This is a genomic window from Nocardia higoensis NBRC 100133 (assembly GCF_000308595.1).
GTDB classification, from domain to species: domain Bacteria; phylum Actinomycetota; class Actinomycetes; order Mycobacteriales; family Mycobacteriaceae; genus Nocardia; species Nocardia higoensis.
In genome coordinates this window covers 14,780-39,946 of record NZ_BAGA01000114.1, presented here as the reverse complement: position 1 = coordinate 39,946, position 25,167 = coordinate 14,780, and the positions used below count along the sequence as shown (strand labels likewise).

Here is a 25,167-nt window from a genome sequence, read left to right as displayed (position 1 = left end):
GCTTCTCGGGGCCCGCCTCGCCCTCGGTGACAGCCGTGCTCGCGGTCCGGGCGGCCCGGGGGGTCGCAGCTTCGGCGGTTTCGGCCGTCGCGGCTTCCGCGGTCGGGGTGGCTTCCGCGGCCGCGCTCTTGCGGGTGCGCCGCCGGGGCGTGGCGTCCGAAGCCTCGGCGCCCGCCTCGGGAGCGGCGGCTCGGGTGGTGCGCTTGCGCGGCGCCCGCTCGACCGGCTCGGCGGGTGCCTGTGCGGTCTCGGCGTCCCGCACCGATTCCAGCTCGGCCGAGGCGGCTGCCGGAGCGGCCGTGGCGGTGTCGGCGGACGCGGAGGCGTCGGTGGTGTCGGTGCTCTCGGCATCGGAAACAGCGACACCGGCAGGCGACGGTTCGGCCGCCGCGACGTCGGCGGAAGCCTCCGTGCCCGTGCCCGTGCCAGGATCGGCGGCGGTCGCGGCTGGAACGGCGGAAGCCTCGGTGACCGAAGTGCCGGTGACCGTGGCCGAGTCGGCACCGGTCGCGGCTCGAGCGGCCGAGCCCTCGGCGGTCGCGGCATCCGCGCCCGCCGTCTTGGTGGCACCCGTGCGGCGACGGGTCCGGCGACGGGGCGCTTCCGCCTCCGGCGCGGCCGCCGGATCCGTCGCCACGACCGGGCTGTCCACAGCGGTCGCCGCGGCGTCGGAAACCGTCGAATCGACGGCTTCATCAGCTGTATCTCCTTGTGCCGCAGCGAAGTCCACCGTCGCGGTGTCGTTCGCCGAAGTCTGCGCGCCGTCAGCGGCCTCGCCCGAGGCGGCGGTACCGCTCTGCGTCGGCACGTCGTTCGGCGTCGCCGAATCGTCCTGCGTGCCAACGGCATTCGCGGAGGAGCCGCCGCGCCTGCGCCGACGCCTGCGCCGAGCCGGCGCCTCACCCGTATCCGCAGGCGCACCTTCGGCCCGGGTGCCGGGGGCCGGTGCGTCGGCGACCGGGCTGTCGGCGGACGTGCCGTCGCCGGAAGCCCCGCCGTTCTCGCTGGTCTGCGATTCGTCGAGCGGCTTGCCGCGCAGAGTCCGCTTGCGATTGCGCTTGCGCGGGGAGCGGGCGGGACGCTCCTCCACCACGGCGTCGGCTTCGCGGACGCGCGGAGCCTTGCGCACGGTGCCGGTGACGCCCTCCGGAATACCGAGATCGGTGAACAGGTGCGGGGAACGCGAGTAGGTCTCCACCGGTTCGGGGATCCCGAGGCCGAGGGCGGTGTCGATGCCCGCCCAGCGGTTGAGCTCGTCCCAGTCGATCAGCGTGACGGCGACGCCGGTGCGGCCCGCGCGACCGGTGCGGCCGATGCGGTGGACGTAGGTCTTCTCGTCCTCGGGGCACTGGTAGTTGATGACGTGGGTGACGTCGTCGATGTCGATGCCTCGCGCGGCCACGTCGGTGGCCACCAGCACGTCGATGGCACCCTTGCGGAACTTGTCGAGCGCCTTCTCGCGCTGCACCTGGTTGAGGTCGCCGTGCACCGCACCCACCGCGAAACCGCGTTCGGCCAGGTCGTCGGCCACCTTCTGGGCGGTGCGCTTGGTGCGGGTGAAGATCATGGTGGCGCCGCGGCCCTCGGCCTGCAGCACTCGCGCGACCAGTTCGGCCTTGTCCAGCGCGTGCGCGCGGTAGACGAACTGGGCGGTGCGGTCGTGCACCGCGGAATCGCTCGGCTCCTCGGCCCTGATGTGGGTGGGGCGGGTGAGGAAGGTGCGGGCCAGGGTGATGATCGGGCCGGGCATGGTGGCCGAGAACAGCATGGTCTGGCGCTGCTCCGGAACCATGGTGAGAATGCGCTCGATGTCGGGCAGGAAGCCCAGGTCGAGCATCTCGTCGGCCTCGTCGAGGACCAGCACACCGATCTTGCCGAGGATCAGATGATTCTGCTTGGCCAGGTCGAGCAGCCGGCCGGGGGTGCCGACGACCACGTCCACGCCCTCGCGCAGAGCGGCGATCTGGGAGTCGTAGGGGCGGCCGCCGTAGATCGCGGAGACCTTCAGCGCGCCCTTGTGGTTGCGCAGGTACTTGCCTGCGCGCTCGAGATCCTCGCTGACCTGGATGCACAGCTCGCGCGTCGGCACGATGACCAGTGCGCGCGGCGTGCCGTCCAGGGGAGTGGTGCCGGAATCGGCGGTGGCCACGCGGTGCAGCAGCGGCACGCCGAAGCCGAAGGTCTTGCCCATGCCGGTGCGGGCCTGGCCGATGAGGTCCTCGCCCGCCAGCGCCAGCGGCAGGGTGAGTTCCTGAATGGCGAAAGTACGTTCGATACCCCGCTCGTCGAGGGCACGGACGATTTCGTCGCGCACGCCCAATTCGGCGAAAGTGGGGGCGGTATGTGTGGTGTCCAGTTCGGCCGTCACCAGGGTGTCCGTCAGACCTGGTTCCTGCTCGACAGTGATCTTGCTCAGGATCGTGCCTTTCCTCGTCATCGCGTCACGCGCGCACGAGGCGTGGGGCGGACCGGCCGGTCCGCGACGACCACGTATCCGCCTGTGATGTTCACCGTCGCCACTGCCGGATGTCGCTCGCCCGTCGTGATCGACGTCGGGCGGTGGGCGCTGTCGGCCCGGAGCAATCGGCGCGGCGCGGGGGTGATGCGGATCTGGTGCGCGCACATTTCCGGACTGCGGAACGCATCCGGTCCACCTGGTGTCACCGCCGCGGTCATCGGCGTACGGACCGCTGTTCGCCATGACTTCGTGGTGGGCTCGGGAACGAAATTCACCGCAGTCCGTCTTGATTGTAGCGTGATAATGTGCTCCGCCCGAATTTTCCGGGCAGCCGGATTTCGGCAAATGATCATCGGCGTGGAATCCGGAACGGATTCGTCATGCGCGACAGGTCGATTGGGCGGAATCCACCGCGCCCGGGCATACCCGGACGGCGCCGGGGCCCGCGGCTGTCTGCGACAGACTATGAGACATTCTTGGGCGTGAGCATCGCAGACACCGTCACCCTCGCAGCCCGCAATGCCTGGGCGCTGACCTTCGGTCCCGGCGTCGAAGCGCCCGAGCCCACCGCGGCGACGGTGCTCTGGGACGAGCCGCACCGGCAACTGCGGCGATTCGAGCGTGACGAGGCCAGGGACGGCGCCGCGAGCGCGCAGCCGCCGGTGCTGCTGGTGCCCCCGCTGGCCGCACCCGCCAGCTGCTTCGATCTGCGCCCCAGGCAGAGCCTGGCCCGCTTCCTGCTGGGCACCGGGCGGACCCCGTACCTGATCGACTACGGCGAGATCGGCTATACCGACCGGCGCATGGGCTTCGAGGACTGGATCGACGACATCCTGCCCGAGGCCGTGCTGCGGACCAGCGCCGACCGCGGCGGAGCGCCGGTGGACCTGGTCGGCTGGTCGATCGGTGGCACGCTGTCGCTGCTCGCCGCGGCCGCGCACACGCACCTGCCGATCCGCTCGGTCACCGCGATCGGCTCGCCGCTGGACTACGACAAGATGCCCGGCATGGGTTCGGTGCGCACCGTCGCCAGGCTCGATCGCGGCCGGACGGTGTCGACCGCGGTGCGGGTCACCGGCGTGCCCGCGCCGCTGACCCGCGCCGCCTACCGCGCCACGGCCTGGAACCGGGAGCTGACCAGGCCCCTGTTCGTCGCGGGCAATATCGCGCGCACCGAGTCGCTGGCCAGGATGGAGTCCATCGACCGGTTCATGGCCGCGATGCCGGGCTACCCCGGCCGGTTCTACGCGCAGCTGTGGGAGCGGCTGGTGCTGGCCAACGACATCGGCCGCGGCGGGCTGCGACTGCGCGGCAGGCGGATCGCGCTGTCCCAGGTGAATGCCCCGGTCCTGCTCATCGGCGGCACCACCGACGTGATCACCCCGGCCGAGTCCGTGGCAGCGGGCGTGCGATTGCTGACCGGTGCGCCGTTGGTCCGCTACGACACAGTGCCCGGCGGTCATCTTGGCATCCTCACCGGCGAAACCGCACGCGATACCACCTGGGTTCACCTGGAAAAGTTCCTCGCCGAAGTGTCCTGAGCGCCACCGCGGCCCGGCGGGCGACACGGGAGCTACCTGCCGCGCCGCGAGGGCTACGCTGGGCGGCATGGGAGCACAGTCATCCGCCGCGGTCGGTGTCTCGTCATCTGTCTCGTCCACGTCGAGCCAGGCGAATCCGCCCATCGCCGCCGATCATCCCGGTGTCACCGAACTGTTCGCCGTGCTCGCCTACGGTGAGATCTCCGCTTTCTATCGCCTCGCCGAGGAAGCCGAACTCTCCCCGACGTTGCGCGGCAAGGTCGCGGTGGCGGAGATGGCGGCCTCGGAGATGGCCCACTTCCGCACCCTGCGCGACGCGCTGGGCGAGCGTGGCGTCGACGTGTTCGACGCGATGACGCCCTACGTGCGGCCGCTGGACGCCTACCATCGCTCCACCGACCCCTCCACCTGGCTGGAGTCGATGGTGAAGTTCTACGTCGGCGACGGCATCGCGGCGGATTTCTACACCGAGATCGCCGGCGCGCTCACGCCCGAGGTGACCGCGATCGTGCGCGACGTGCTCGCCGACACCGGCCACTCGGAGTTCGTCGTGGAGGAGGTGCGCCGTGCGGTGCGCGACAACCGTTCCGAGCGCGACCGGCTGACCCTGTGGGGCAGGCGACTGCTCGGCGAGGCGATCACCCAGGCGCAGTACGTGATGGCTCAGCGCGACGAGCTGACCGACCTGGTGCTGTCCGTGACCGGCGATCTCAACGGCATCGGCGCGCTGTTCGAGCGCATGCAGGCCAGCCATGCCGAGCGGATGGTCGTGCTCGGCATCTGAGCCTGCGCGCCCGCGGGAACGGCTTCGGCTCGGCCGCCGGTTCGCTGACAGCGCAGCACTCGGTGTGCCCCCGTCGTCCACGGCTGCACTAGCCTGGATCGGACAGCACAGGACTCTAGGTTCGGAGGTTGGCCGTGGAGGTCAAGATCGGTATTTCGGATAGCCCCCGCGAGTTGGTCATCACCAGCACGCAGACGCCGGATGAGGTCGAGGCGCTGGTGTCCGAAGCGCTGAACGGGGCCGAGGGCATCGTGCGGCTGACCGACGACAAGGGCCGCACGTTCCTGGTCCAGTCCGCCAAGGTCGCCTACGTCGAGATCGGCACCTCCACCGTGGGCCGGGTGGGTTTCGCCGCCATCTGAACCCGCGCCGAAAGCGACGAGCCCTCGATGTTCCTACGAGGAACGTCGAGGGCTCGTTTCGTCGGGCAAGGACGCGGGGCTTAAACCCGGCGCTCCTCGTTGTGCAGCGGGACGTGCGACAGACCGCCCCAGGCGAGCGCGACAGTGGTGTCCACGGCCTCTTCCTTCGGGATCGGCCGGTCGGCCTCGAGCCAGTAGCGCGCGGTGAACTGGCTGGCGCCGACCAGGCCGACGGCCAGGATGCGGGCGCGATACGGGTCGAGGCCGGAATCGTGGGCGACCAGGTCGAAGACCGCGTCCACGCACGCCTCGGTGGCCTGCTCGACGCGGCGCTGCACCTGCGGCTCGCTGGTCAGGTCGGATTCGAAGACCAGCCGGAAGCCCTGCATCTCGTTGTCGACGAAATCGAAGTAGGCCTGCACGGCCGCGCGGACGCGCTGCTTGTTGTCGGTGGTGGAGCGCAGCGCCTGGCGCACGCTCGACACCAGCATGTCGACGTAGTTCTGCAGCACCGCGATGTAGAGCTCGAGCTTGCTCGTGAAGTGCTGGTAGAGCACGGGTTTGCTCACCCCGGCGACCTGGGAGATCTCGTCCATGCCCGCCGCGTGGTAGCCGCGTAGCACGAAGACCTCGCTCGCCGCGTGGAGTAGCTGCTGCCGCCGTTCGTCGCGCGGCAGACGGGTGCCGCGTTTGGTCGGCTGCGGGGCATCGGAAGACAGTCTGCGTGCTGCCATCCGGTCCACGAGGTCGGTCATATGTTCTCTCCCAGTCGATTCCCCGGGGCAAGAAAGGGGTTGTACACCGGGTATTCCCTGCACGATACTCGCTCGGGTGTCCTCAGCCGACCCGGGTGCGCGATGAGATCGCCCGCCGGTGAGATTTCTCGCAACCTTCCGGCGCGTGCGGTGGACGGCTGGTGGCGGCGATTGCGCACTGTGAGAACCTGGTGTCCGTGACCGACCGAACGGAAAGACCGTCCGGCGGCGGGCACGATGTGACCTCGGGAGTGGCATCGCGGCCGGACGCACCCGCCGGCAACGGCCGATCCCCGGGGACCGCGACCGAGCCCTGGGCGCGCCCCGACCGTTCCCGTCAACCGCTGCGCGCCCGCTGGGACCCTACTGCCGCCACCGACAACAACCGCCGCGCTCCCCGCCCCGATCGCCCGGTCAAGAAGCAGAGCGCGCTCGGCCGCTTCGTGTCCACCTACGGCTGGCGCGCCTACGCCCTGCCGGTGTTGCTGGTGGTCACCGCGCTGGTGCTGGTCGACGCGGTGCGCGGCGGTCCTGGCGTGGCCGTCGACGCCGAGCAGCCCGGCTTCGGCAGCTTCAGCGCACCGACCGAGGGCGGGGTGATCGGCGCTCCGCCGGGCGACGGCGCCTTCCCCGCCGATCTGCCGACCGGCGCGCTGCCCGAGGGCGGTCCGTTCACCGAGGCCGGCGCCAAGGATTGGCGGGTGGTCGGGGGCACGAGTCCGGAGGTCGGCGCCGGGGCCGAGTATCGCTTCACCTACACCGTCGAGATCGAGAACGGGGTGGACACCTCGGGTTTCGGAGGGGACGCCTCGGTGGCGAGGATGGTCGACAGCACCCTGGCCAATCCGAAGAGCTGGGTGCACGATCCGAAATTCGCCTTCCGACGCATCGATTCGGGCACCCCTGATTTCCGGGTCTCGCTCACCTCGCGTCAGACCATTCGGGAAGCCTGCGGTTTCGAGATCCCCATCGATTCCTCCTGCTACAACGCGAGCCTGGACCGGGTACTGCTCTCGGAGGCGCGCTGGGTGCGCGGCGCCCTCGCCTACGACGGCGACATCGGCTCCTATCGCCAGTATCTGGTCAATCACGAGGTCGGCCATGCCATCGGCTACCACCAGCATCAGCCGTGCGAGACCGACGGCGGGCTGGCGCCGATCATGATGCAGCAGACCTTCGGCACCGACAACGACGCCATCGCCGCCCTCGATCCCAACGGGGTGGTGCCGATGGACGGCAAGAGCTGCCGGTTCAATCCCTGGCCGTATCCGCGCGGCTGATCCCGCCTGCGCCGTCGTGCGCGGATACTGGGAAGAACAGCGCATCTCCCGACGTTGTACCCCGGGATTCGGCCCACACGATTCGAGGAGTCCGGAAGTGTCAACATCGAAGTCCCTGCCGCCGCTGGTCGAGCCGGCCGCGGACCTGAGCAAGGACGAGATCGCCCGCTACAGCCGCCACCTGATCATTCCCGATGTGGGGGTGGACGGGCAGAAGCGTTTGAAGAACGCCAAGGTGCTCGTGATCGGCGCGGGCGGACTCGGTTCACCCGCCCTGCTGTATCTGGCCGCCGCCGGTGTCGGCACGCTCGGCATCGTCGAGTTCGACGAGGTGGACGCGTCGAACCTGCAGCGTCAGGTCATCCACGGGCAGTCCGATATCGGCAGGCCCAAGGCCGAGAGCGCCCGCGATTCCATTCTCGAGATCAACGAGAACGTGGACGTGCGGCTGCACCGGTTCCGGCTGGAACCCGACAACGCCGTGGAACTGTTCGCCCAGTACGACCTGATCCTGGACGGCACCGACAACTTCGCCACCCGCTACCTGGTCAACGACGCCGCAGTGCTGGCGGGCAAGCCGTACGTCTGGGGCTCGATCTACCGGTTCGAGGGCCAGGCCTCGGTGTTCTGGGAGGACGCCCCCGACGGCCGCGGCATCAACTACCGCGACCTGTACCCGGAGGCGCCGCCGCCGGGCATGGTTCCCTCCTGCGCCGAAGGCGGCGTGCTCGGCGTGCTGTGCGCCTCGATCGGCTCGATCATGGTCACCGAGGCGATCAAGCTCATCACCGGCATCGGCGAGCCGCTGCTCGGCCGGCTCATGGTCTACGACGCACTGGACATGACCTACCGGACCATCAAGCTGCGCCGCGATCCGGAACGTCAGCCGATCACCGAACTGATCGACTACGAGGCGTTCTGCGGCGTGGTGTCCGAGGAGGGGCAGGCCGCCGCGGCCGGATCCACGATCACCGCGCAGGAGCTCAAGGACCTGATCGACTCGGGCAAGGACATCGAGCTGATCGACGTGCGTGAGCCGGTGGAGTGGGACATCGTGCACATCGAGGGCGCCAAGCTGATCCCCAAGGACCGCATCCTCTCCGGCGAGGCGCTCTCCGAGCTGCCGCAGAACCGGCCGATCGTGCTGCACTGCAAGACCGGCATCCGTTCGGCCGAGGCGCTGGCGGTGCTCAAGAGCGCCGGTTTCGCCGACGCCACCCACGTGCAGGGCGGCATCGTGGCCTGGGCGACCCAGATCGACCAGTCGCTGCCGGTTTACTGACAGGCCCCGAACCGGTCCGGACCTCGGTACATCACGGACGCTGCACCGTCGGCGCGCCGTACCGAATCGGGCGTCGTTACGGCGTTAACGTACGAGTCGTGACCACCCCCGACAACGCGGAACCCCCCGAGCACGTGCGCTCCACGTTCGGTCTGCGTGGGATCGCGCCCGTCTACCTGGGCGACTGGGAGGGGGGCTGGCGCTGCGGCGACGTGGTGCTGACTCCGGTGGCCGATCACGCGAGAGCCGCGTGGTCGGCGCGGGTCCGCGAGACGCTGCGGGTGGACGGTTTGCGGCTGGCGCGGCCGGTGCGTGCCACCGACGGCCGGTATGTGGTGTCCGGCTGGCGCGCCGACACCTACCTACCCGGCACCCCGCAGCCGCGCCACGACGAAGTCGTGTCGGTCTCGCTGCGGCTGCACAAGGCCACCGCCGTTCTCGAGCGGCCCCGGTTCCTGGCGCAACCGCCCATCGCGCCGTGGGTCGAGGTGGACATCTTCGTCGCCGCCGACCGCGCGGCCTGGGAGCAGGTTCCGCTGCGCAGCCTGCGCGCGGGCGGCATCCCCACCCCGAGCACGCCCGACGGCCACCGCAGCCTGGAACTGATCGGACAGCTGGCCACCCTGCGCAAGCCGGTGCGCACGCCGCCGCAGCTGGTGCACGGCGACCTGTTCGGCACCGTCTTGTTCCAGGGCACCGAGGTGCCCGGGCTGTCCGACATCGTGCCGTACTGGCGCCCGGCGCCCTGGGCGGCCGGTGTCGTCGTGGTCGACGCGCTCTCCTGGGGCGGCGCCGACGACGGCCTGCTGGAGCGGTGGTCCGATCTACCCGAATGGCCACAGATGTTGTTGCGCGCGGTCATGTTTCGGCTCGCGGTGCACGCCCTGCACCCGCGATCCACCCCCCAGGCTTTCCCCGGCCTGGCCCGCACCGCGGACATGGTCCGCTTCTTGCTCTGAGGCGCCCGAAGCCGACCTCCCGGCGTGCTAACTTACGACTATCGCCGACGCCGGCCGGTAAGCGGAATCGGCGCGGCCCGGACACTGGGGTGAGGACGGGCGGCAGGATGAGAATTCAGCCACGGCAACAGATTCTGGGGATCTGGCAGTCCATGGTCACCGCCTGTCATCGCGACGGCGTGTGGCAGTGGGGCGGCAGGCGGGGCGCCAATTCCATTGCCGACGCGGAACAATTGCTGTGCCTGCTGTATCCGGCGACCGAGATCCCGGCCCTGGCGCTGGACCGGCCGGACGACATGGCCGAGGACGTCCTGAGCGCCTTGAGCGGACTGACCGCACGTCCGACCGGTGACGACGCGGGCGAATGGCTGCTCGAACCGTCCGGTCCGGCCGCGGTATTGGGTGAGGCGATGGTCGGGCTCATCGAGACCTACCACGCCAACTACACCGAACCCGATGGCACGCCGGACTTTTCGGCGGGCAGCTACCTGCGCTCCGCCGAGGAGCGGCCCGCCACCGAGGATCAGTACCGCATCGATGTCGTCGACTCGTTCTCCATGTCGCTGACCCTCTGCATCGCCTCGCTCGGCTTCCTGCGGGTGTTCCGCGGTTTCGTGCGCGCGCAGACCTACCCGGAGGCCGACGAGTTGCTCGTGCGCATCGACGAGCTGTCCGTCCGGGTCTCCGAACGGCTGACCGCGGCGATGATCGGCCTGGTCCGCAGCTTCGTGGTCAACCTCATCGCCCCGAATACCCCTGTGGCGGAGACGATTCTGACCATGCTCAACCAGGAGCAGCTGCCGACCGGGGTGCTGCTCGAGAATCTGAACCGGGCGCTCGACCCGATCCGGGCGCAGTTGCGCAGCGATGTGACCCTCGGCCAGGCGCCGTCGCCGCGGCGCTGGCGCGACGACATACTTTTCGAGTGCGGGTGGAGTTGGGGTGTGGTCCGCAACTCCGGCGAACTGACCGATTTCAAGCAGTTCGCGATCAGCTCGCAGGCCGGTGCGGCGATCGCGCGGCCGTATCTGTACTTCACCATCATCGCCCTCGACGGCATCAACGACCTCGCCTCGCAGCGCACCCGCAGGCTCGATCTGCTCGACGACCAGCAGCGCAGGCTCGCCGAATCGCTGCAGACGCGCTGGCACCTGTCCCAGCAGTACTGGTCGACGCTGGCGCGCTTCGGCGGCACGCGCTGGCCGCTGGAGGACATTCCCTGGCGCACCTCCGACGGCGAGGAATCCGACTATTTCAGTGCCATGGTGTCCGCGGTGCTCATCCAGGATCTGGTCAGCCGCGCCGCCAACGAAGACGACCTGACCAGGGCGGTGTCCATCTTCGACGAGCTGGCCAAACGCGGGCGCATCACCCGTCGCGCGGTGCGCGGCGACGCCGCGGTCGAACTGCACAGCCCCGGCATCGCGCTGCGCCTGCACGGCACCGCCGCCGAGGACAAGCCGCTGCTCGAGTGGAGGGTCGGCGACTACGCGACGGTGCTGCTCAAGCGCGTGCTGCAGGCGGCCAGGCTCTCCGGCGAGGTCGCCGCTCGCGACCGGCTGCTCGAACTGGCCAAGGCCATCATGGACCACCTGGAGACCCGCAAGATCGGCGAAGGCCCCGCCACCGGATTGTGGGACTCGCCCTCCCGCGCGTTCGACTCGGTCGAGCCGACCGAGCGGGAGCACGTGCCGTCCTGGTACTTCACCGAGCGGATGATCGAATGCCTGATCACCGCCGACCGCACCTTCCGCGCGCTGCCCCTGCGCCCGCCGTCGATGGTCAACCGCGCCGTCGAATTGCTCAGCGAGGCAGAGCATCTGCTCAACCAGGAGTGGCTCGCCGTGAGTCTCGAGGACGTCTCGGAGAAACGTCAGCGGCTCGAGGACATCGAGGTGCGCCTGGATCGCGCCCGCGATCTGGTCGACGACAAACCGGGTACATCGGTGAGCATCACCACCCTCGCGCTGGTGCAACTGGAGGAACTCGCCTACGCCCGGCTCGATGCCACGAGGAGCGTCTGAACCGTGCTCGTATTCGCCATTTCCGACAAGGGCGGCACCGGGCGCTCGGTCACCAGCGTCAATCTCGCCTACCGGCTGACGCTGAAGGGCAAGAACGTCGCCTATGCCGACTTCGACTTCGGCTCGCCGACCGCGGGCGCGTTGTTCGAGATCGGCGGAATGGAGCGCGGTCTGCGCGGCGGCGGCGGACTGCACTCCTATCTGCTCGACGGTACCGGCGTCGCCAGGCAGTTCAACGTCCGCGAGGTGACCGATCGGCTCGACCTGCGCAAGCGCTCGCCGCGCGACGGCAAACTCGCGCTCCTCCCCGGCGACGAGGGCGGCGGCGAGTTCGCGTCCATCGACGACGCGATGGTGCAGCTGCGCCGACCTGCTGACCGCGCTGGAAAGCGAATTCCGGGTCGTCATAGTGGATTTGAGTGCCGGGCGTTCGGTGGCCGCACAGCTCGCGCTCAAGGCCACCGCGCTGCCGGAGCTGAGCACGACCACGGTGCGCTGGCTGGTCTTCCATCGATGGACCCGTCAGCACATCATGGCGGCGCACAGCCTCGTGCACGGACCTCACGGTCTGCTGGAGACCGGTACGCAGGTCGGTCACGATGCGGCGAAACTGCAGTCCTCCATCCGATACGTGCGCACGGCCGTCGGCGACCCGAATCGGCGGGTGGAGGATCAGGAAGCCGCGCAGGCGACCTGGGTGCAGGAGCAGAATCGCGCGCTGCGGGAATTGGCGAACCGCAACCTGCTCGGGTCTAGTATGACGCTGGGAATGACGCCGATCGAGCCGGTGTTGCTGTGGCGCGAGCAGATCATTCTCGACCGGGATGTCGTGACGAAGATCGCGCAGGCCGAAACCGCCCACGCGTTCGGGGAATTGGCCAGGCGCGTCGACGACAGCGCGTCCTGGGAACGGGTCTGATCCAACACCACGGCGAGAGAGGGCGCGGGCCTGTGAGCCGCACGTCGGGTTACACCGAGGCGACCGAGGACACCAAGGTCGACAATGTCGCGTTGTCGCATGTCTCCATCGAAGTCGGGCACTTCTACATGGATCACCTCATCAACGGCGCGGACCGGATCCGGGCGCAGTTCGAGGAAGTCGGCGCGGTCGTCGAGGGCCTCGTGGTCGCGGCGAAGCGGCGGTTCGGCCCCGCCGCGCGGATCAGCACCTGCTTTCTGATCGACGATTACTTCCGTCCCGACACCGAGCCGGGTCCGATCCTGGACCGATTGCTGTCGATCGCCGACGAGTGCGGTGTCACCATCGATTATCTGGCCCGTGAGGCGGCCTGCTGGGAGATGCCGGTCTGCCGCGACGGCCTGATCACCGAGGAACGCGTCGAACTGGCCGAACTGGTGGCCGCGCGCATCGTGGCCGAGCCGCCGCGCAACAGCAACGGCGGTCGCCCGCCGACCACCGAGTCGGGATGGTTGTGCAACGGCACCCGGGCCTCCGACAGTGAACCGGCCCAGGCCATGCACCACACGCCCTATGTGCCCGCCGAAGAACTCGGCAAGCGCAACCATTCGATCTTCCTCGACGTGGAGCTGTGGAACAAGCAGACCAAGCAGGTCAACGGGGTCACCGAGACCTACACCAAGTGGTCCTGCCCGTTCTTGGCTTCGGTCTGGCAGTTGTTGCGGCTGGGCATGATTCGCGATCTCGGTGCCGCCGTGGTCGATCCGCAGCGGTGGCGCGCCGGCGTCGACCCGTGGCCGCAGCGGTGGTGGGACATGCCCGGTGTCCTGCAACTGACCGAGGACCCGGCGCCGTTCGCCGCGTACCGTTCGCTGTCGGTGCTGCCCCATCGCTATCTGGGCATCGAGCACGCGGTCAAGGTCATCCTCGATCACGTCGACATCGACGACGAGATCGTCGAGCAGATCGTCGGGCGTGGGCGGGCCGAGCAGCTCGCGGTGCCGCGCTCGATCACCGACCGGATCTCCCACCACCTGATGTGCGGTTCGTGAGACCGGCGGCCACCCCATGACCCAGGCCATCGACCCCGATGCCGAGCCGCTGATCGTGCTCGGAGAGGTGCGCAGCTGCCTGCTGCCCACCTCCACCGCGCTGAGCAGGCCGGTGGTGCAGGATCTGCTGACCCTGGTCCCTGGCAGGCGGGTGCCCGCCAGGGACCGGCCGATACCGATCGCGCAGTCGGCGACGACCGCGGTGGGCATCGACTGCGACCTGGCGATCGAGCGCGGCAACGGCCGTGACCCGCGCGCCATCGGCACCGTGGCGGTGCAGGCCGTGGTCGTCGGCGGACGGATCCTGCAGAGTTCCGCGCGCACCACCGTGGTGGTCGCACCGCAGAAGCGCCGCCACGACTGGTCGCACTACCTGGGCCGGGTCGGCGTGGCCGAAGTGGTCACCCGCACCGAGCCGAACACCGCGGCCCGTCTGGCCGAGGGCTTCCTGGCCCCGGTGGTGCCGTCGCACACGCTGGATCTGGCCTCGATCTCCGAGCGCCTGCTCGCCCGGGTGCGCCGCGACAACAGGCTGGACCGCAAGCCGCCGATTCTGGCCGCACCGACCCGATTGCGCTGGATCGCCCGGGTCGCCGAGGTGGCCGAGCCGGTGCTGTCGATGCACGTCGTCGACGACACCGTGCGCACCGCGCGGGTGCTCGTGCCCGAGGCCGCCCAGCTGGCGGACGTCCGCCGGTTCTGCGAGGATCTCGCCGCGCACGACTGGCTGCTGACCACCACCGCCGCAGCCGTGCAGGAATCCGACCGATTCCCCTCCGGCAGTGCGGAATCGGTGGAGGCACTGACACCGGTGCTGACCGAACTGGCCCACCTGTGGATGCCGGGGGCACATCTGAGCGAGCGGATGCGGCCGCTGTGGGCACAGTTGCAGGAGAAACCGGGGTTCACCAACCAGTGGAACGCCCACATCGGTCACATCCGCGATCGCACGAGCGTGGCGGTGCTGCAGGCCCTGCGTTCGAGCAAGGTCAGTACGACCGACTGGTGAGCGCTCAGATCCGGAACCAGCGCCGGACCAGCAGGGCGAAGAACACCGAGGTGGACACGATGCCCGCGTATGCCTCGGTCACCAGCAGGGTCCTGGCCGGGCCGTTGAAGTCCGCCGCGTCGCCGAGACCGGCCGGATTCAGGTAGTTGGCCAGGCACAGGTAGACGGAATCCCCGAAGGACTCGTGGGTCAGGAGGGTGATCGCCACGGTGAACACCGCCAGCTGCACCACCATCCAGAACAGCAGGCGGAACGGCCGGTAGCCGTAGCCGCAACTCCATTCCGAGATCCAGCGGCCCACCCGGCGGCGCAGCGGCCACAGCGCGGCGGTCTCGGCCCTGGCCTTGGCCAGCCCGCACCGGTCCTCGGCGTCGTCGTCCTCGTTGTCGCGATGCAGCTCGAGCGCGCGCGAATAGGCCAGCGCGGCGTGGGCGGGCAGGCCGGCGCTGCGCAGGCAGCTGCCGAGCCGTTCGTAGACCCGCGCGAGCAGAGCGCGCTGGGTCCGGCTCAGCCGCAGTGGGCCGCGGAATTCGACGTCGGCGGCAAGTAGCGCCGCGAGGTAGGTGATCGGGACGCCTTCGCCGGCCGGTTCGGCCTGTGACTGGACGGTGGTGACCGGCGCGTAGAGGTGGCGGAACACCAGGCTGTCGCCGCGGCGGCGGCTGCTCGGCGGATCGTATTTCGCGACGATGGCTTCGATGTGCAGGTTGAACTCGTCGAGCAGCTGGTTCTCGGCATCGGGGTGACGGCTACTTGCCGACGTGGCGAGCAGGCCGGCCACCTGCTCGGCGTATTTGGCGGCGCGCCGCACGATCCGGGTGGTCATGGAGGCGACGAACGGCGAGATCTCCGGCTCGTCGGCATCCTCGCCCACTACGCCTCCCCCCGGCGGTGTCGCACAGCGCTTCGAAACCCACCATACCAAGACAATTCGGTCACCAATCGGGGCGCGAACGCTTGATCCAGCGGTCCTCGGGATGCTCGGTGAACGGCCGGGTGGGGCGTTCGATCGGGCGCGCCATCACCTCGCGCCCCTCGCCGGTGCCGAAATAATCGTCCTCGTAACCGATTCTGGTGAAGCCCGCGCTCTCGTAGAGACCGATGGCGGCACGGTTGTCCGAACGCACTGTCAGACAGACGGATTCGATCATGTGGGCACGGCAGACGCGAATCGTCCTGTCCAGCAGGGCGCGCGCGAGCCCGCGGCCCCGCGCGTCGGGATGCACGGCCAGCCCGAGCATCCAGCCGCGGGCCCGGTCGATGCCGAGCAACGTGTAGCCGCGCACCAGGTCGTCGGTCGCGGCGACCGACCACAGCGGGCCGTGTAGATCGAACAGCTGGCGCAACATGGGGTAGGGCCAGGCCAGTTCCCGGAATTCGATGCGCTCGAGTTCACAGATCCCGGGCAGATCCGCCCTCGTGACGCCGCGCAGAATCGGCTCTCGATCCGTGTCGATATCGGTTCGCCCCACCGCTCGCCCCCGCTGTAGTCGGTATCAGCAGCCTACGGGCTTCGTGTCCGCTGGTGTTCGTCAACGGCGGGTCGACATACGGCGATGCCGCGCCGGAGGCCGGCGCGGCATCGGTGGACGGAGTGGGGTTTTCAGTTCACGGCCGGCGGCGCGACCTCACACCTGCGCGTAGGCCAGCGAAGGCACCCGCCCGATCGCGAACGAGGAACGCAGGTAGAAGAACCAGGTCACGCCCGCCATCACCAGGAACGCTCCCGCGTAGGCCCAGAAGGCCGGGTTCATGCTGCCGAAGTTGATGTTGGACAGGCGAAGCGCCTGCTGCAGCAGGTAGCCGCCGGAGGCGCCGATCGCGCCGATGACGCCGATCGCCGCACCGGCCTGTCGCTTGGCCGAGGCCGCGGCGTCGGTCAGGTCGAGGCCGTGCTCGGCGGCGTACTTCTTGGATTCGGCGCTGAAGATCGACGGGATCATCCGGTAGGTCGAGCCGTTGCCGATGCCGGTGAGTACGAACAGCACCAGGAACGCGATCAGGTAGAGCGGGAAGCTGTCGAGTTCCAGCGCCGCCACGATCGCGGCCACCGCCAGCGCCATGCCGGTGAAGACCGCCACGGTGATCTTCGCTCCGCCCATCTTGTCGGAGATCCAGCCGCCGAACGGACGGCTGAACGAGCCGACGAGTGCGCCGAGGAAGGCCAGATTACCCAGGGTGGTGATCCAGCCGATCTTGGCCAGGTCGGGGAAGTTGGCCTTGATCAGGGTCGGGAAGGCGAAGGAGAAGCCGATGAACGAGCCGAAGGTGCCGACGTAGAGAAACGACATCACCCAGGTATGCCGGTTGAGCAAGGCCAGCTTGTAGGACTTGCCGTCGGACTTGGCGGTGGTGATGGAGTCCATGTAGCGCAGGGCGCCGACGGTGGCGACGAGGATGAACGGCACCCAGACCAGGACCGAGAGCGTGATGCCGAACCGGTAGCCCGCCGCGTCCTTCGCGGTCAGATGGGTGCCGAGGGTGATCAGCAGCGGCAGGATCAGCTGGGTCTGCGCGACGCCGAGATTGCCGCCCGCGGCGTTGATGCCGAGCGCGGCGCCCTTCTTGCCCTCGGGGAAGAAGAACGAGATGTTGGCCATCGAGGAGGAGAAGTTGCCGCCGCCGAAACCGGCGAGCGCGGCCAGCAGCATGAACACCCACATCGGGGTGCCGGGCTGGTTGACGAACCAGGCCAGACCCAGGGTCGGGATCAGCAGCATCGCGGCGCTGAACGCGGTGAACGCGCGGCCGCCGAAGCGGGGAATGGCGAAGGTGTACGGAATGCGCAGTGCCGCACCGACCAGCGTCGGGGTGGAGGTCAGCAGCAGTGCGTTGCTCACCGCGACCGGATTGCCCTGGCCGAGCCCTTCCAGGAACGGGAATCCCGCCGCGCCCATGCTGGTGACCACGGTGCCCCAGATGACCCAGACACTGAAGCCGAGGTTCTCCGCGAAGACCGAGAAGCTCAGATTCTTTCTGGCGGTGAGTTTTCCGCCGGATTCCCAGAAGGCCGGGTTGTCGGGTTCCCACTTGTCGAGCCAGCGTCCACGCTTTTCGTGCGTGAATGCCGGCGTTTCCGAATGCTGGCCGGCGGCAGCGGCTGTGGCGGTCATCGGTTTCCTCTCGACGCCTCGTAATTCGGTCCTGTCGACCGTAAGAGCGGGTTGTTGCATCGCCATGAGCGCCTGTGACGTTCCCGCCAAATACCTCTCACATCGCGGGATCGCGCACGGTGCAGTCTTGGTTACCTGAGGCGGTGCAGGCTAGAGGAAGTTCGGATCGGGATAGTTGGCCAGCGCCATGGCGAGGAAGCGGCGCGCGGTCCGGGCCGCTCGCTCCGAGTCCCCCTCGATGATCGCCTCGACGAGATCGAGGTGTTCCTCGATGTAGGCCTGCGAGGTCTTGGCGGCGTGCGCGCGATTGACCGCCTCGATATGCGGCAGCAGCGAATCGTAGAACTCGAGATACACCGCGTTGTGGCTGGCGGCCACGATCGCGCGGTGCAGCGCGACGTCGGTGGTCACCGACTCCGTGTCCAGGCGCCATTCCTGGGCGATGCGTGTATCGAGCAGGCGGCGCAGCTCGGCGATGTCGCTCTCGTCGCGGCGGCGCGCGGCGAGCGAGGCGGCCGTGGTCTCCAGGGCCATGCGGAGTTCGAGCACATCGCGGTCGCGGGCTTCGGCGAAATATTTGGCGAGGGTGCCGCCGACCTCGGAGCCTGCCACGACGTAGGTGCCCGAACCCTGGCGGCGCTGCAGCATGCCCGCGTGCACGAGGGCCTGGACGGCTTCGCGCACGGTATTGCGCCCGGTTCCGGTCAGTTCGGTGAGTTCGGGCTCGGTGGGGATACGCGAGCCGATCGGCCACCGGCCGGAACAGACCTCGGCGCGCAGCTGTTCGGTGACCTGGGCGATGAGGCTGGTGCGCCGGACGGGTTGCACGCAGAACAGGTTACAGCCGACCTGGGCATACGACCTTTTCATCGGATCATCCGATGAAAAGAAGGGACCAAAGTCCTCGGAGAAGGGGGGCGCCGCGTTCTTCCGGTTGCGCGGGCCGCCGGGTCCGCGCATGCTGTGCGCGTCACGCTCACAGCCACGCGCCCGGGTGCCCGGCCACTTCGTGACCTGCCGAAAACCGCTGTGTCACCTGCGCGAAACATGCGCTCGGAACTCACCTCGGCGCTGCCGACCAGGTGAGCAACCGTTGATCGACCCGTCACGCGAGGCAGCATTTCGGCAATACCCGCTCCCTACCGTTGGGGCCAACCGATTTTGGGAGGCCCTGTTGAGCACGCTGACGCGTAACCACGACATCGAGCACTGGGATGCCGAAGACGTCGTTGCCTGGGAGGCCGGCGGTAAGGACATCGCCCGGCGCAATCTGATCTGGTCGGTATTCGCCGAGCATGTCGGTTTCTCGATCTGGTCCATCTGGTCGGTCATGGTGCTGTTCATGCCCACCGACAAGTACGGCATCGACGCCGCGGGCAAGTTCTTCCTGATGGCGGTGCCCACTCTGGTCGGCGCGCTGCTGCGCATCCCGTACACCGTCGCCACCGCCCGCTTCGGTGGCCGTAACTGGACGGTGTTCTCGGCGGTGCTGCTGCTGATCCCGGCGGTGTCGACGCTGTACTTCGTCAACCAGCCCGGCACCTCGTACACCACGTTCCTGGTGGTCGCGGCCTTCGCGGGCATCGGCGGCGGCAACTTCGCCTCCTCGATGACCAATATCAACGCCTTCTACCCGCAGCGGCTCAAGGGCTGGGCACTCGGGCTGAACGCGGGCGGCGGCAATATCGGCGTGCCGGTCATCCAGCTGATCGGTCTGCTGGTCATCGCCACCCTGGGTAACGAGTACGCCAGCCTCATCTGCGCGATCTACCTGGTGGCGATCGCGGTGGCGGGCATCGGCGCGGCGCTGTACATGGACAACCTGCGCAACCAGAAGGCCGACCTGTCCTTCATGATCGAGTCGCTGAAGGTGCCGCAGTCCTGGGCCATCGCCTTTCTCTACATCGGCACCTTCGGCTCGTTCATCGGCTACAGCTTCGCCTTCGGGCAGATCCTGCAGATCAGCTTCAAGGCGGGCGGCGACACCGTCGCCCAGGCCACTCTGCACGCCGCGCAGATCGCCTTCATCGGCCCGCTGCTCGGCTCCCTGGCCCGGCCCTACGGCGGCAAGCTCGCCGACCGGCTCGGCGGGAGCAAGGTCGCGCTGGCCACCTTCGCGGCCATGATGGCCGCCACCGTGCTGGTCGTCGGCGCGAGCACGATGGCCGACGGCAACGCCGGCGTCGCGAGCGGCGGCGTGATGGCCGCGCTGGTGGTCGGGTTCGTCGCCCTGTTCGTGCTCTCCGGCATCGGCAACGGCGCGGTCACCAAGATCATTCCGTCGGTCTTCGAGGCGAAATCCATGAGCATGGACGCGAGCCCGGCCGCCCGTTCGGCCTGGTCGCAGAACACCTCGGGCGCGCTCATCGGCTTCGTCGGCGCCATCGGTGCTCTCGGCGGCGTCGGCATCAACCTGGTGCTGCGCTCCTCCTACTCCTCGACCAACTCCGCGACCACGGCGTTCTGGCTCTTCCTGGCCTTCTACGTCGCCTGCGCCGCGGTCACCTGGACCGTCTTCCTGCGCCGCCCGAGCCTGCGCGCGCCCGCCGACGGGGCGGTCGTCGAATCCGTCCCCGTCACCCCGTCCGTCGTGTCGGCAAGCGCCTGACGCCCGTCCGCACCTGGGAGGTCTCTCATGAACCCCGAAAGCACCACACGCAAGACAGTGGTCGTCGCAGGCCACGGCATGGTCGGGCACCGTTTCGTCGAGGCGCTGCGCTCCCGCGACGAAGCGGGCCGCTGGCAGGTCGTCGTCCTCGGCGAGGAGCAACTGCCCGCCTACGACCGCGTGGGGCTGTCCTCCTACGTCGGGGTATGGGATCCGGCCGCGCTGGCGCTGCCCGGCAACGAGTACGCCGGGGACGACCTGGTCGAGCTGAAGCTGGGACGCCGCGTCGAGTCCATCGACCGCGAGGCACGCAAGGTCACCACCTCCGCGGGCGAGATCATCGGCTACGACGCGCTGGTGCTGGCCACCGGCTCGTACGCCTTCGTGCCGCCGGTCCCCGGACACGACCTGCCCGGCTGTTTCGTCTACCGCACCCTCGACGACCTCGACGGCATCCGTGCCACCGCCGAAGCGGCCGGTCCCGGTGCGCACGGCGTGGTCATCGGCGGCGGTCTGCTGGGCCTGGAGGCGGCCAACGCGCTGAAGCTGCTCGGCATGACACCGCACGTCATCGAGTACAACAACCGACTGATGCCCGCCCAGGTGGACGAGGGCGGCGGCGCGGTCCTCGAACGGCTGGTCACCGACCTCGGCCTGAACGTGCACACCGGCGTCGGCACCTCCTCGATCGAGCCGACCGGAACCGGCCTGCGGCTCACCCTCTCCGACGAGTCGACCATCGACGCCGCGCTCGTCGTGTTCTCCGCAGGCATCCGCCCCAACGACCGCATCGCCCGCGAAACCGGCCTCGAGGTCGGGCCTCGCGGCGGCATCATCACCGACCTGGGCATGCAGTGCTCGGATCCGAACATCTGGGCCATCGGCGAGTGCGCCGCGATCGAGGGCGTCTGCTACGGCCTGGTCGCCCCCGGCTACACCACCGCGGAGATCGTCGCCGACCGGCTGCTCGGCGGCGCGGGCGAATTCCCCGGCGCCGACATGTCGACCAAGCTGAAGCTGATGGGCGTGGACGTGGCCAGTTTCGGCGACGCGCACGGCGTCACCGAGGGCGCGCTGTCGGTCGTGCTGCACGACGCCGCCAAGGGCACCTACGCCAAGCTGGTCGTCTCCGACGACGCGAAGACCCTGCTCGGCGGCATCCTCGTCGGCGACGCGAGCCAGTATGCGGCACTGCGCCCGCTGGTCGGGCGCCCGCTGCCCGCCGATCCGGCCGCGCTGATCTCCCCGGCGGGTGCGGAACTCGGCGCCGACGCGTTGCCCGACGACGCGCAGATCTGCTCCTGCAACAACGTGTCCAAGGGATCCATCTGCGGCGCCATCGCCGAGGGCGCCTGCGATATCGCCGGTCTCAAGAGCTGCACCACCGCGGGCACCTCCTGCGGCGGCTGCGTGCCGATGCTCAAGAAGCTGCTCGAGCAGTCCGGCGTGCAGATGTCCAAGGCGCTGTGCGAGCACTTCGAGCAGTCGCGCGCCGAACTGTTCCAGATCGTGCAGGTCACCGGCATCCGCACCTTCTCCGGCCTGATCGCCAGGTACGGCAAGGGTTCCGGCTGCGACATCTGCAAGCCGACCGTGGCGTCCATCCTGGCCTCCACCTCGAGCGATCACATCCTCGACGGCGAGGCCGCCGCGCTGCAGGACACCAACGACCACTTCCTGGCCAACCTGCAGAAGAACGGCACCTACTCGGTGGTCCCGCGGATGCCCGGCGGCGAGGTCACCGCCGAGCAGCTGATCACCATCGGCGAGGTCGCCAAGGAATTCGGCCTCTACGTCAAGGTCACCGGCGGTCAGCGCATCGACCTGTTCGGCGCGCGCGTCGAGCAGTTGCCGCCGATCTGGAAGCGCCTGGTCGACGCGGGCATGGAATCCGGTCACGCCTACGGCAAGTCGCTGCGCACCGTGAAGAGCTGTGTCGGCTCCACCTGGTGCCGCTACGGGCAGCAGGATTCGGTGGGTATGGCGGTGCTGCTGGAGAAGCGTTATCGGGGACTGCGTTCCCCGCACAAGATCAAGCTGGGCGTCTCCGGCTGCGCCCGCGAATGCGCCGAGGCCCGCGGCAAGGACGTCGGCGTCATCGCCACCGAGAACGGCTGGAACCTCTACGTCGGCGGCAACGGCGGCCTGACTCCCAAGCACGCGGTGCTGTTGGCCGGCGATCTCGACGACGAGACGCTCATCCGCTACATCGACCGCTACCTGATGTTCTACATCCGCACCGCCGATCGCCTGCAGCGCACCGCGCCCTGGCAGGAGGCGCTCGAGGGCGGCATGGACTACCTGAAGGCCGTTGTCTGCGAGGACAGCCTGGGTATCGCCGACGAACTGGAAGCCGCGATGGCCAGGCACGTCGAGGGGTACCGGGACGAGTGGGCCGCGGTGCTCGAGGACGAGAACAAGCTCTCGCGCTTCGTGTCCTTCGTCAACGCCCCGGAGGAGACCGACCCGACCATCGCCTTCGACGACAGCGGCGAGCGCAAAGTCCCCGTGCTGCTCGGCATGCCGGACGTGGCCCGCACGGCGCAATGACGGCTTAACCAGGCGGAAACAGGACGCCTGAACAATGAGACAGGCGTCCGGAGGAGGAACCCGATGACCATAATCGATTCACCCAGCTTCGTCCCGTCGACCGTCACCGGATGGACGCAGGCCTGCCGCCTGGACTATCTGATTCCCGGCCGTGGCGTGGCGGTATTGTTGCGGGGTGGGAGGCAGGCGGCCCTGTTCCTGATGGCCGACGGCACCCTGTCGGCCGTCGGCAACATCGATCCCTTCGGCCGGGCGGCGGTCATGTCGCGCGGCATCGTCGGTGACCGGGGCGGCATCCCCGTCGTGGCGTCACCCCTGCTCAAGCAGGCGTTCTCGCTCATCGACGGGCACTGCCTCGACGATGAATCGGCGGCGCTGCCGGTATACGCGGTGCGTGTCGACGACGGCATCGTTTCGATTTCCAACGCGCCGGTCACGGTCGAATCCTCGGACGGATGAGTTATCTATGAACACCATTGACGCGGGCGACGGCCTAGCCGGATTCACGGTCGGAATCACCGCGGCACGCCGCGCCGACGAGTTCGCCAAGCTGCTCACCCGGCGGGGGGCGTCGGTCGTTTCGGTGCCGGCGATCCGGATCATTCCGCTGGCCGACGACACCGAACTCGAGCGGGTGACGCGCACCCTGATCGCCGAACCGCCGCAATTGTCGGTAGCCACCACCGGTATCGGTTTCCGGGGCTGGATGGAAGCGGCCGAGGGCTGGGGACTGGCCGAGCAACTGCGCGAGACCCTGGCCGCGACCAGGATGCTGGCGCGCGGTCCGAAGGCCAAGGGCGCGATCCGCGCCGCCGAACTGCGCGAGGAGTGGTCGCCTGCCTCGGAGTCCTCGGCGGAGGTGCTCGATCACCTGCTGGCCGAGGGCGTGGAGGGCGTGCGCATCGCCGTCCAGTTGCACGGCGCCACCACCGAATGGGAACCGGTGCCCGACTTCTGCGAGGTACTGCGCTGCGCGGGCGCCGATGTGGTGCCCGTGCCGGTGTATCGCTGGATTCCGCCGGAGGATCAGGGGCCGATGGACCAGCTGATCGAATCCATCGTCACCGCGGGCCTGGACTGCGTGACCTTCACCAGCGCACCGGCCGTGGCCTCGACGCTCATGCGAGCCAAGGAGACCGGCCTGCTCGAGGGTCTGCTGCACGCGCTGCGGACCCGGGTGCTGCCCGCCTGCGTCGGCCCGATCACCGCGGCGCCGCTGGAAGAACTCGGCGTCCCGACCACCATGCCCGCCCGCGCTCGCCTCGGCGCGCTGGCCAGGCATGTGGCCGAGGAACTGCCCCGTCGCGCCAACCGGATCCACGCCGCCGGCCACCTCATCAGCGTGCGCGGCGCGTGCGTCGTCGTCGACGGTGAGGTGCGCCAGCTGGCGCCCGCGCCGATGGCATTGATGCGTGCGCTGGCCCGCCAGCCCGGCCGGGTGGTCTCCCGGGAGGATCTGCTGGCGGCCTTGCCCGGCGGCGGCGAGGACACCCACGCGGTGGAGACCGCGATCGCTCGCCTGCGCGCCGGTCTGGGCGCGCCCAAGGCTGTTCAGACCGTGGTCAAGCGCGGATACCGGCTGGCGCTCGATGCCGCCGAATGTGCCGACGACAACGCGCCCGTGGTGCGCCCGTCGGTCGGGACCCCGGCCCGCTCACCGCGCTATGCGCCGACGATCGGATCGTGGTGAACGGCCCGGCCCTGGTCCTGGTGGCGCACGGCACCAGGAGCACCAGGGGAGTGGAGATGATCGCCGCGCTCGCCGAGGCGGTCACCGTGGAGCTGTCCGGCACAGGCGCGGGCGAACTCGTCGCGCCGGTCGTGCGCACCGCTTTCGTCGATGTGCTCGGGCCTTCCCCCGCGGAAGTGCTGCGTGACCTGCGCGCCGGCGCGCCGGAGCGGCCCGCCGTGGTGATCCCGGCGTTCCTGGCCTCCGGTTACCACGTGTATCAGGACGTTCCGCGGGAGGTCGCCGAGAGCGGCCATCCGATGGTGTCGATCACCCCGGCGATGGGCCCGGATCCGGCGCTGGCCCGGGTCATGGCCATGCGCCTGCACGCCGCGGGCCGGCGTCGTGGCGATGCGGTGGTTCTCGCCGCGGCGGGTTCCTCGGACGCGCGCGCTCGCGCCGACGTGCGGCGCGCGGCGGACATGCTGGCCGATCATCTCGACGCGCCGGTGCGCATCGCCTATGTCGCCACCGGCGCCCCCAGGGTGCCGGAAGTCGTTGCGGAACTGCGTGATTCGGGTGCGCGCCGAGTGTTCATCGCCTCCTGTCTGCTGGCGCAGGGGCTGTTCCAGCAGCGACTGCACGAGGCGGGCGCCGACGGCGTGGCCGAGCCGATCGGCGTGCATCCGGCGGTGGTTCGCCTGCTCGCCGACCGCTATCGCAGCGCCGCAGCGCAATCGGCTGCCGTGCACGTACGCTGAGTTGTTACCTGCGAGGCGTTGCTCACACCGCGGGTAGGTCT

Annotated in this window: 20 protein-coding genes and 2 pseudogenes; 16 read left to right on the top strand and 6 right to left on the bottom strand. The window is 69.2% G+C overall.

Annotated elements, in window-relative coordinates:
- Nucleotides 1-844: 844 nt before the first annotated feature.
- Nucleotides 845-2,437 (bottom strand): annotated as a pseudogene (locus tag ON26_RS20885) (DEAD/DEAH box helicase); the annotation flags it as partial.
- 503 nt (nt 2,438-2,940) lie between these two features.
- On the opposite strand from ON26_RS20885, the gene ON26_RS20880 reads away from it, so the two are divergent.
- The 3 genes from ON26_RS20880 (at nt 2,941) to ON26_RS20870 (ending at nt 5,145) form a co-directional block, all read left to right on the top strand.
- Nucleotides 2,941-3,999, top strand: coding sequence for an alpha/beta fold hydrolase (locus ON26_RS20880; RefSeq protein ID WP_040797911.1), 1,059 nt, complete (start codon nt 2,941-2,943; stop codon nt 3,997-3,999).
- Between the two features lie 67 nt (nt 4,000-4,066).
- Nucleotides 4,067-4,783, top strand: a complete 717-nt coding sequence (locus tag ON26_RS20875; RefSeq protein WP_040797910.1) for a ferritin-like fold-containing protein — start codon at nt 4,067-4,069, stop codon at nt 4,781-4,783.
- Between the two features lie 134 nt (nt 4,784-4,917).
- Nucleotides 4,918-5,145, top strand: coding sequence for a DUF3107 domain-containing protein (locus ON26_RS20870; protein WP_040797909.1), 228 nt, complete (start codon nt 4,918-4,920; stop codon nt 5,143-5,145).
- A gap of 80 nt (nt 5,146-5,225) precedes the next feature.
- Here ON26_RS20870 and fasR read toward each other — a convergent pair whose 3' ends face one another.
- Nucleotides 5,226-5,900 carry an HTH-type transcriptional activator FasR gene (fasR, locus tag ON26_RS20865; RefSeq protein ID WP_040797908.1) on the bottom strand — a complete coding sequence of 225 codons (675 nt, stop codon included), beginning with the start codon at nt 5,898-5,900 and terminating at the stop codon, nt 5,226-5,228.
- A 197-nt stretch (nt 5,901-6,097) separates the two neighbouring features.
- On the opposite strand from fasR, the gene ON26_RS20860 reads away from it, so the two are divergent.
- From ON26_RS20860 to ON26_RS20830, 8 genes and pseudogenes are all read left to right on the top strand, one after another.
- Nucleotides 6,098-7,180: a DUF3152 domain-containing protein gene (locus ON26_RS20860; protein ID WP_083884253.1), complete on the top strand. Its 1,083-nt coding sequence runs from the start codon at nt 6,098-6,100 to the stop codon at nt 7,178-7,180.
- A 97-nt stretch (nt 7,181-7,277) separates the two neighbouring features.
- Nucleotides 7,278-8,462, top strand: a complete 1,185-nt coding sequence (moeZ, locus tag ON26_RS20855) for an adenylyltransferase/sulfurtransferase MoeZ (RefSeq protein ID WP_040797907.1) — start codon at nt 7,278-7,280, stop codon at nt 8,460-8,462.
- 98 nt (nt 8,463-8,560) lie between these two features.
- Nucleotides 8,561-9,421, top strand: a complete 861-nt coding sequence (locus ON26_RS20850) for a TIGR02569 family protein (protein ID WP_040797906.1) — start codon at nt 8,561-8,563, stop codon at nt 9,419-9,421.
- Between the two features lie 107 nt (nt 9,422-9,528).
- Nucleotides 9,529-11,445, top strand: a complete 1,917-nt coding sequence (locus tag ON26_RS20845) for an SCO2524 family protein (protein WP_040797905.1) — start codon at nt 9,529-9,531, stop codon at nt 11,443-11,445.
- Nucleotides 11,446-11,448: 3 nt separating this feature from the next.
- Nucleotides 11,449-11,523 (top strand): annotated as a pseudogene (locus ON26_RS34675) (hypothetical protein); the annotation flags it as partial.
- 331 nt (nt 11,524-11,854) lie between these two features.
- The gene (locus ON26_RS34670) at nt 11,855-12,364 is read left to right on the top strand and encodes an SCO2523 family variant P-loop protein (RefSeq protein ID WP_245545929.1); all 510 of its coding nucleotides are present in this window, start codon (nt 11,855-11,857) and stop codon (nt 12,362-12,364) included.
- A gap of 32 nt (nt 12,365-12,396) precedes the next feature.
- Nucleotides 12,397-13,416, top strand: coding sequence for an SCO2522 family protein (locus ON26_RS20835; RefSeq protein WP_040797904.1), 1,020 nt, complete (start codon nt 12,397-12,399; stop codon nt 13,414-13,416).
- A gap of 16 nt (nt 13,417-13,432) precedes the next feature.
- On the top strand, nt 13,433-14,425 hold the full coding sequence (locus ON26_RS20830; protein WP_040797903.1) for an SCO2521 family protein: 993 nt from the start codon (nt 13,433-13,435) through the stop codon (nt 14,423-14,425).
- Between the two features lie 4 nt (nt 14,426-14,429).
- Here the strand turns inward: ON26_RS20830 and ON26_RS20825 are convergent, their stop codons facing one another.
- The 4 genes from ON26_RS20825 to ON26_RS20810 all read right to left on the bottom strand — a co-directional run bounded on the left by ON26_RS20825 (nt 14,430) and on the right by ON26_RS20810 (nt 18,366).
- The gene (locus ON26_RS20825; protein WP_040797902.1) at nt 14,430-15,299 is read right to left on the bottom strand and encodes a hypothetical protein; all 870 of its coding nucleotides are present in this window, start codon (nt 15,297-15,299) and stop codon (nt 14,430-14,432) included.
- Between the two features lie 61 nt (nt 15,300-15,360).
- Nucleotides 15,361-15,897, bottom strand: a complete 537-nt coding sequence (locus tag ON26_RS20820; protein WP_051027303.1) for a GNAT family N-acetyltransferase — start codon at nt 15,895-15,897, stop codon at nt 15,361-15,363.
- A gap of 156 nt (nt 15,898-16,053) precedes the next feature.
- Complete coding sequence (locus ON26_RS20815; protein ID WP_040797901.1) at nt 16,054-17,538, bottom strand: MFS transporter; 1,485 nt, start codon at nt 17,536-17,538, stop codon at nt 16,054-16,056.
- 150 nt (nt 17,539-17,688) lie between these two features.
- The gene (locus ON26_RS20810) at nt 17,689-18,366 is read right to left on the bottom strand and encodes a FadR/GntR family transcriptional regulator (protein ID WP_040797914.1); all 678 of its coding nucleotides are present in this window, start codon (nt 18,364-18,366) and stop codon (nt 17,689-17,691) included.
- A 343-nt stretch (nt 18,367-18,709) separates the two neighbouring features.
- Between ON26_RS20810 and ON26_RS20805 the strand changes: the two genes are divergently transcribed.
- The 5 genes from ON26_RS20805 (at nt 18,710) to ON26_RS20785 (ending at nt 25,126) form a co-directional block, all read left to right on the top strand.
- Entirely contained in the window at nt 18,710-20,146 is a 1,437-nt protein-coding gene (locus ON26_RS20805) for a nitrate/nitrite transporter (protein WP_051027304.1), read from the top strand.
- 27 nt (nt 20,147-20,173) lie between these two features.
- Nucleotides 20,174-22,696, top strand: a complete 2,523-nt coding sequence (nirB, locus tag ON26_RS20800; protein ID WP_040797899.1) for a nitrite reductase large subunit NirB — start codon at nt 20,174-20,176, stop codon at nt 22,694-22,696.
- Nucleotides 22,697-22,759: 63 nt separating this feature from the next.
- The gene (gene nirD / locus ON26_RS20795; protein ID WP_040797898.1) at nt 22,760-23,155 is read left to right on the top strand and encodes a nitrite reductase small subunit NirD; all 396 of its coding nucleotides are present in this window, start codon (nt 22,760-22,762) and stop codon (nt 23,153-23,155) included.
- Between the two features lie 7 nt (nt 23,156-23,162).
- On the top strand, nt 23,163-24,386 hold the full coding sequence (locus ON26_RS20790; RefSeq protein WP_040797897.1) for a uroporphyrinogen-III synthase: 1,224 nt from the start codon (nt 23,163-23,165) through the stop codon (nt 24,384-24,386).
- Nucleotides 24,383-25,126: a sirohydrochlorin chelatase gene (locus ON26_RS20785; RefSeq protein ID WP_040797913.1), complete on the top strand. Its 744-nt coding sequence runs from the start codon at nt 24,383-24,385 to the stop codon at nt 25,124-25,126. The genes ON26_RS20790 and ON26_RS20785 overlap by 4 nt, the downstream gene beginning before the upstream one ends.
- Nucleotides 25,127-25,167 lie beyond the last annotated feature (41 nt).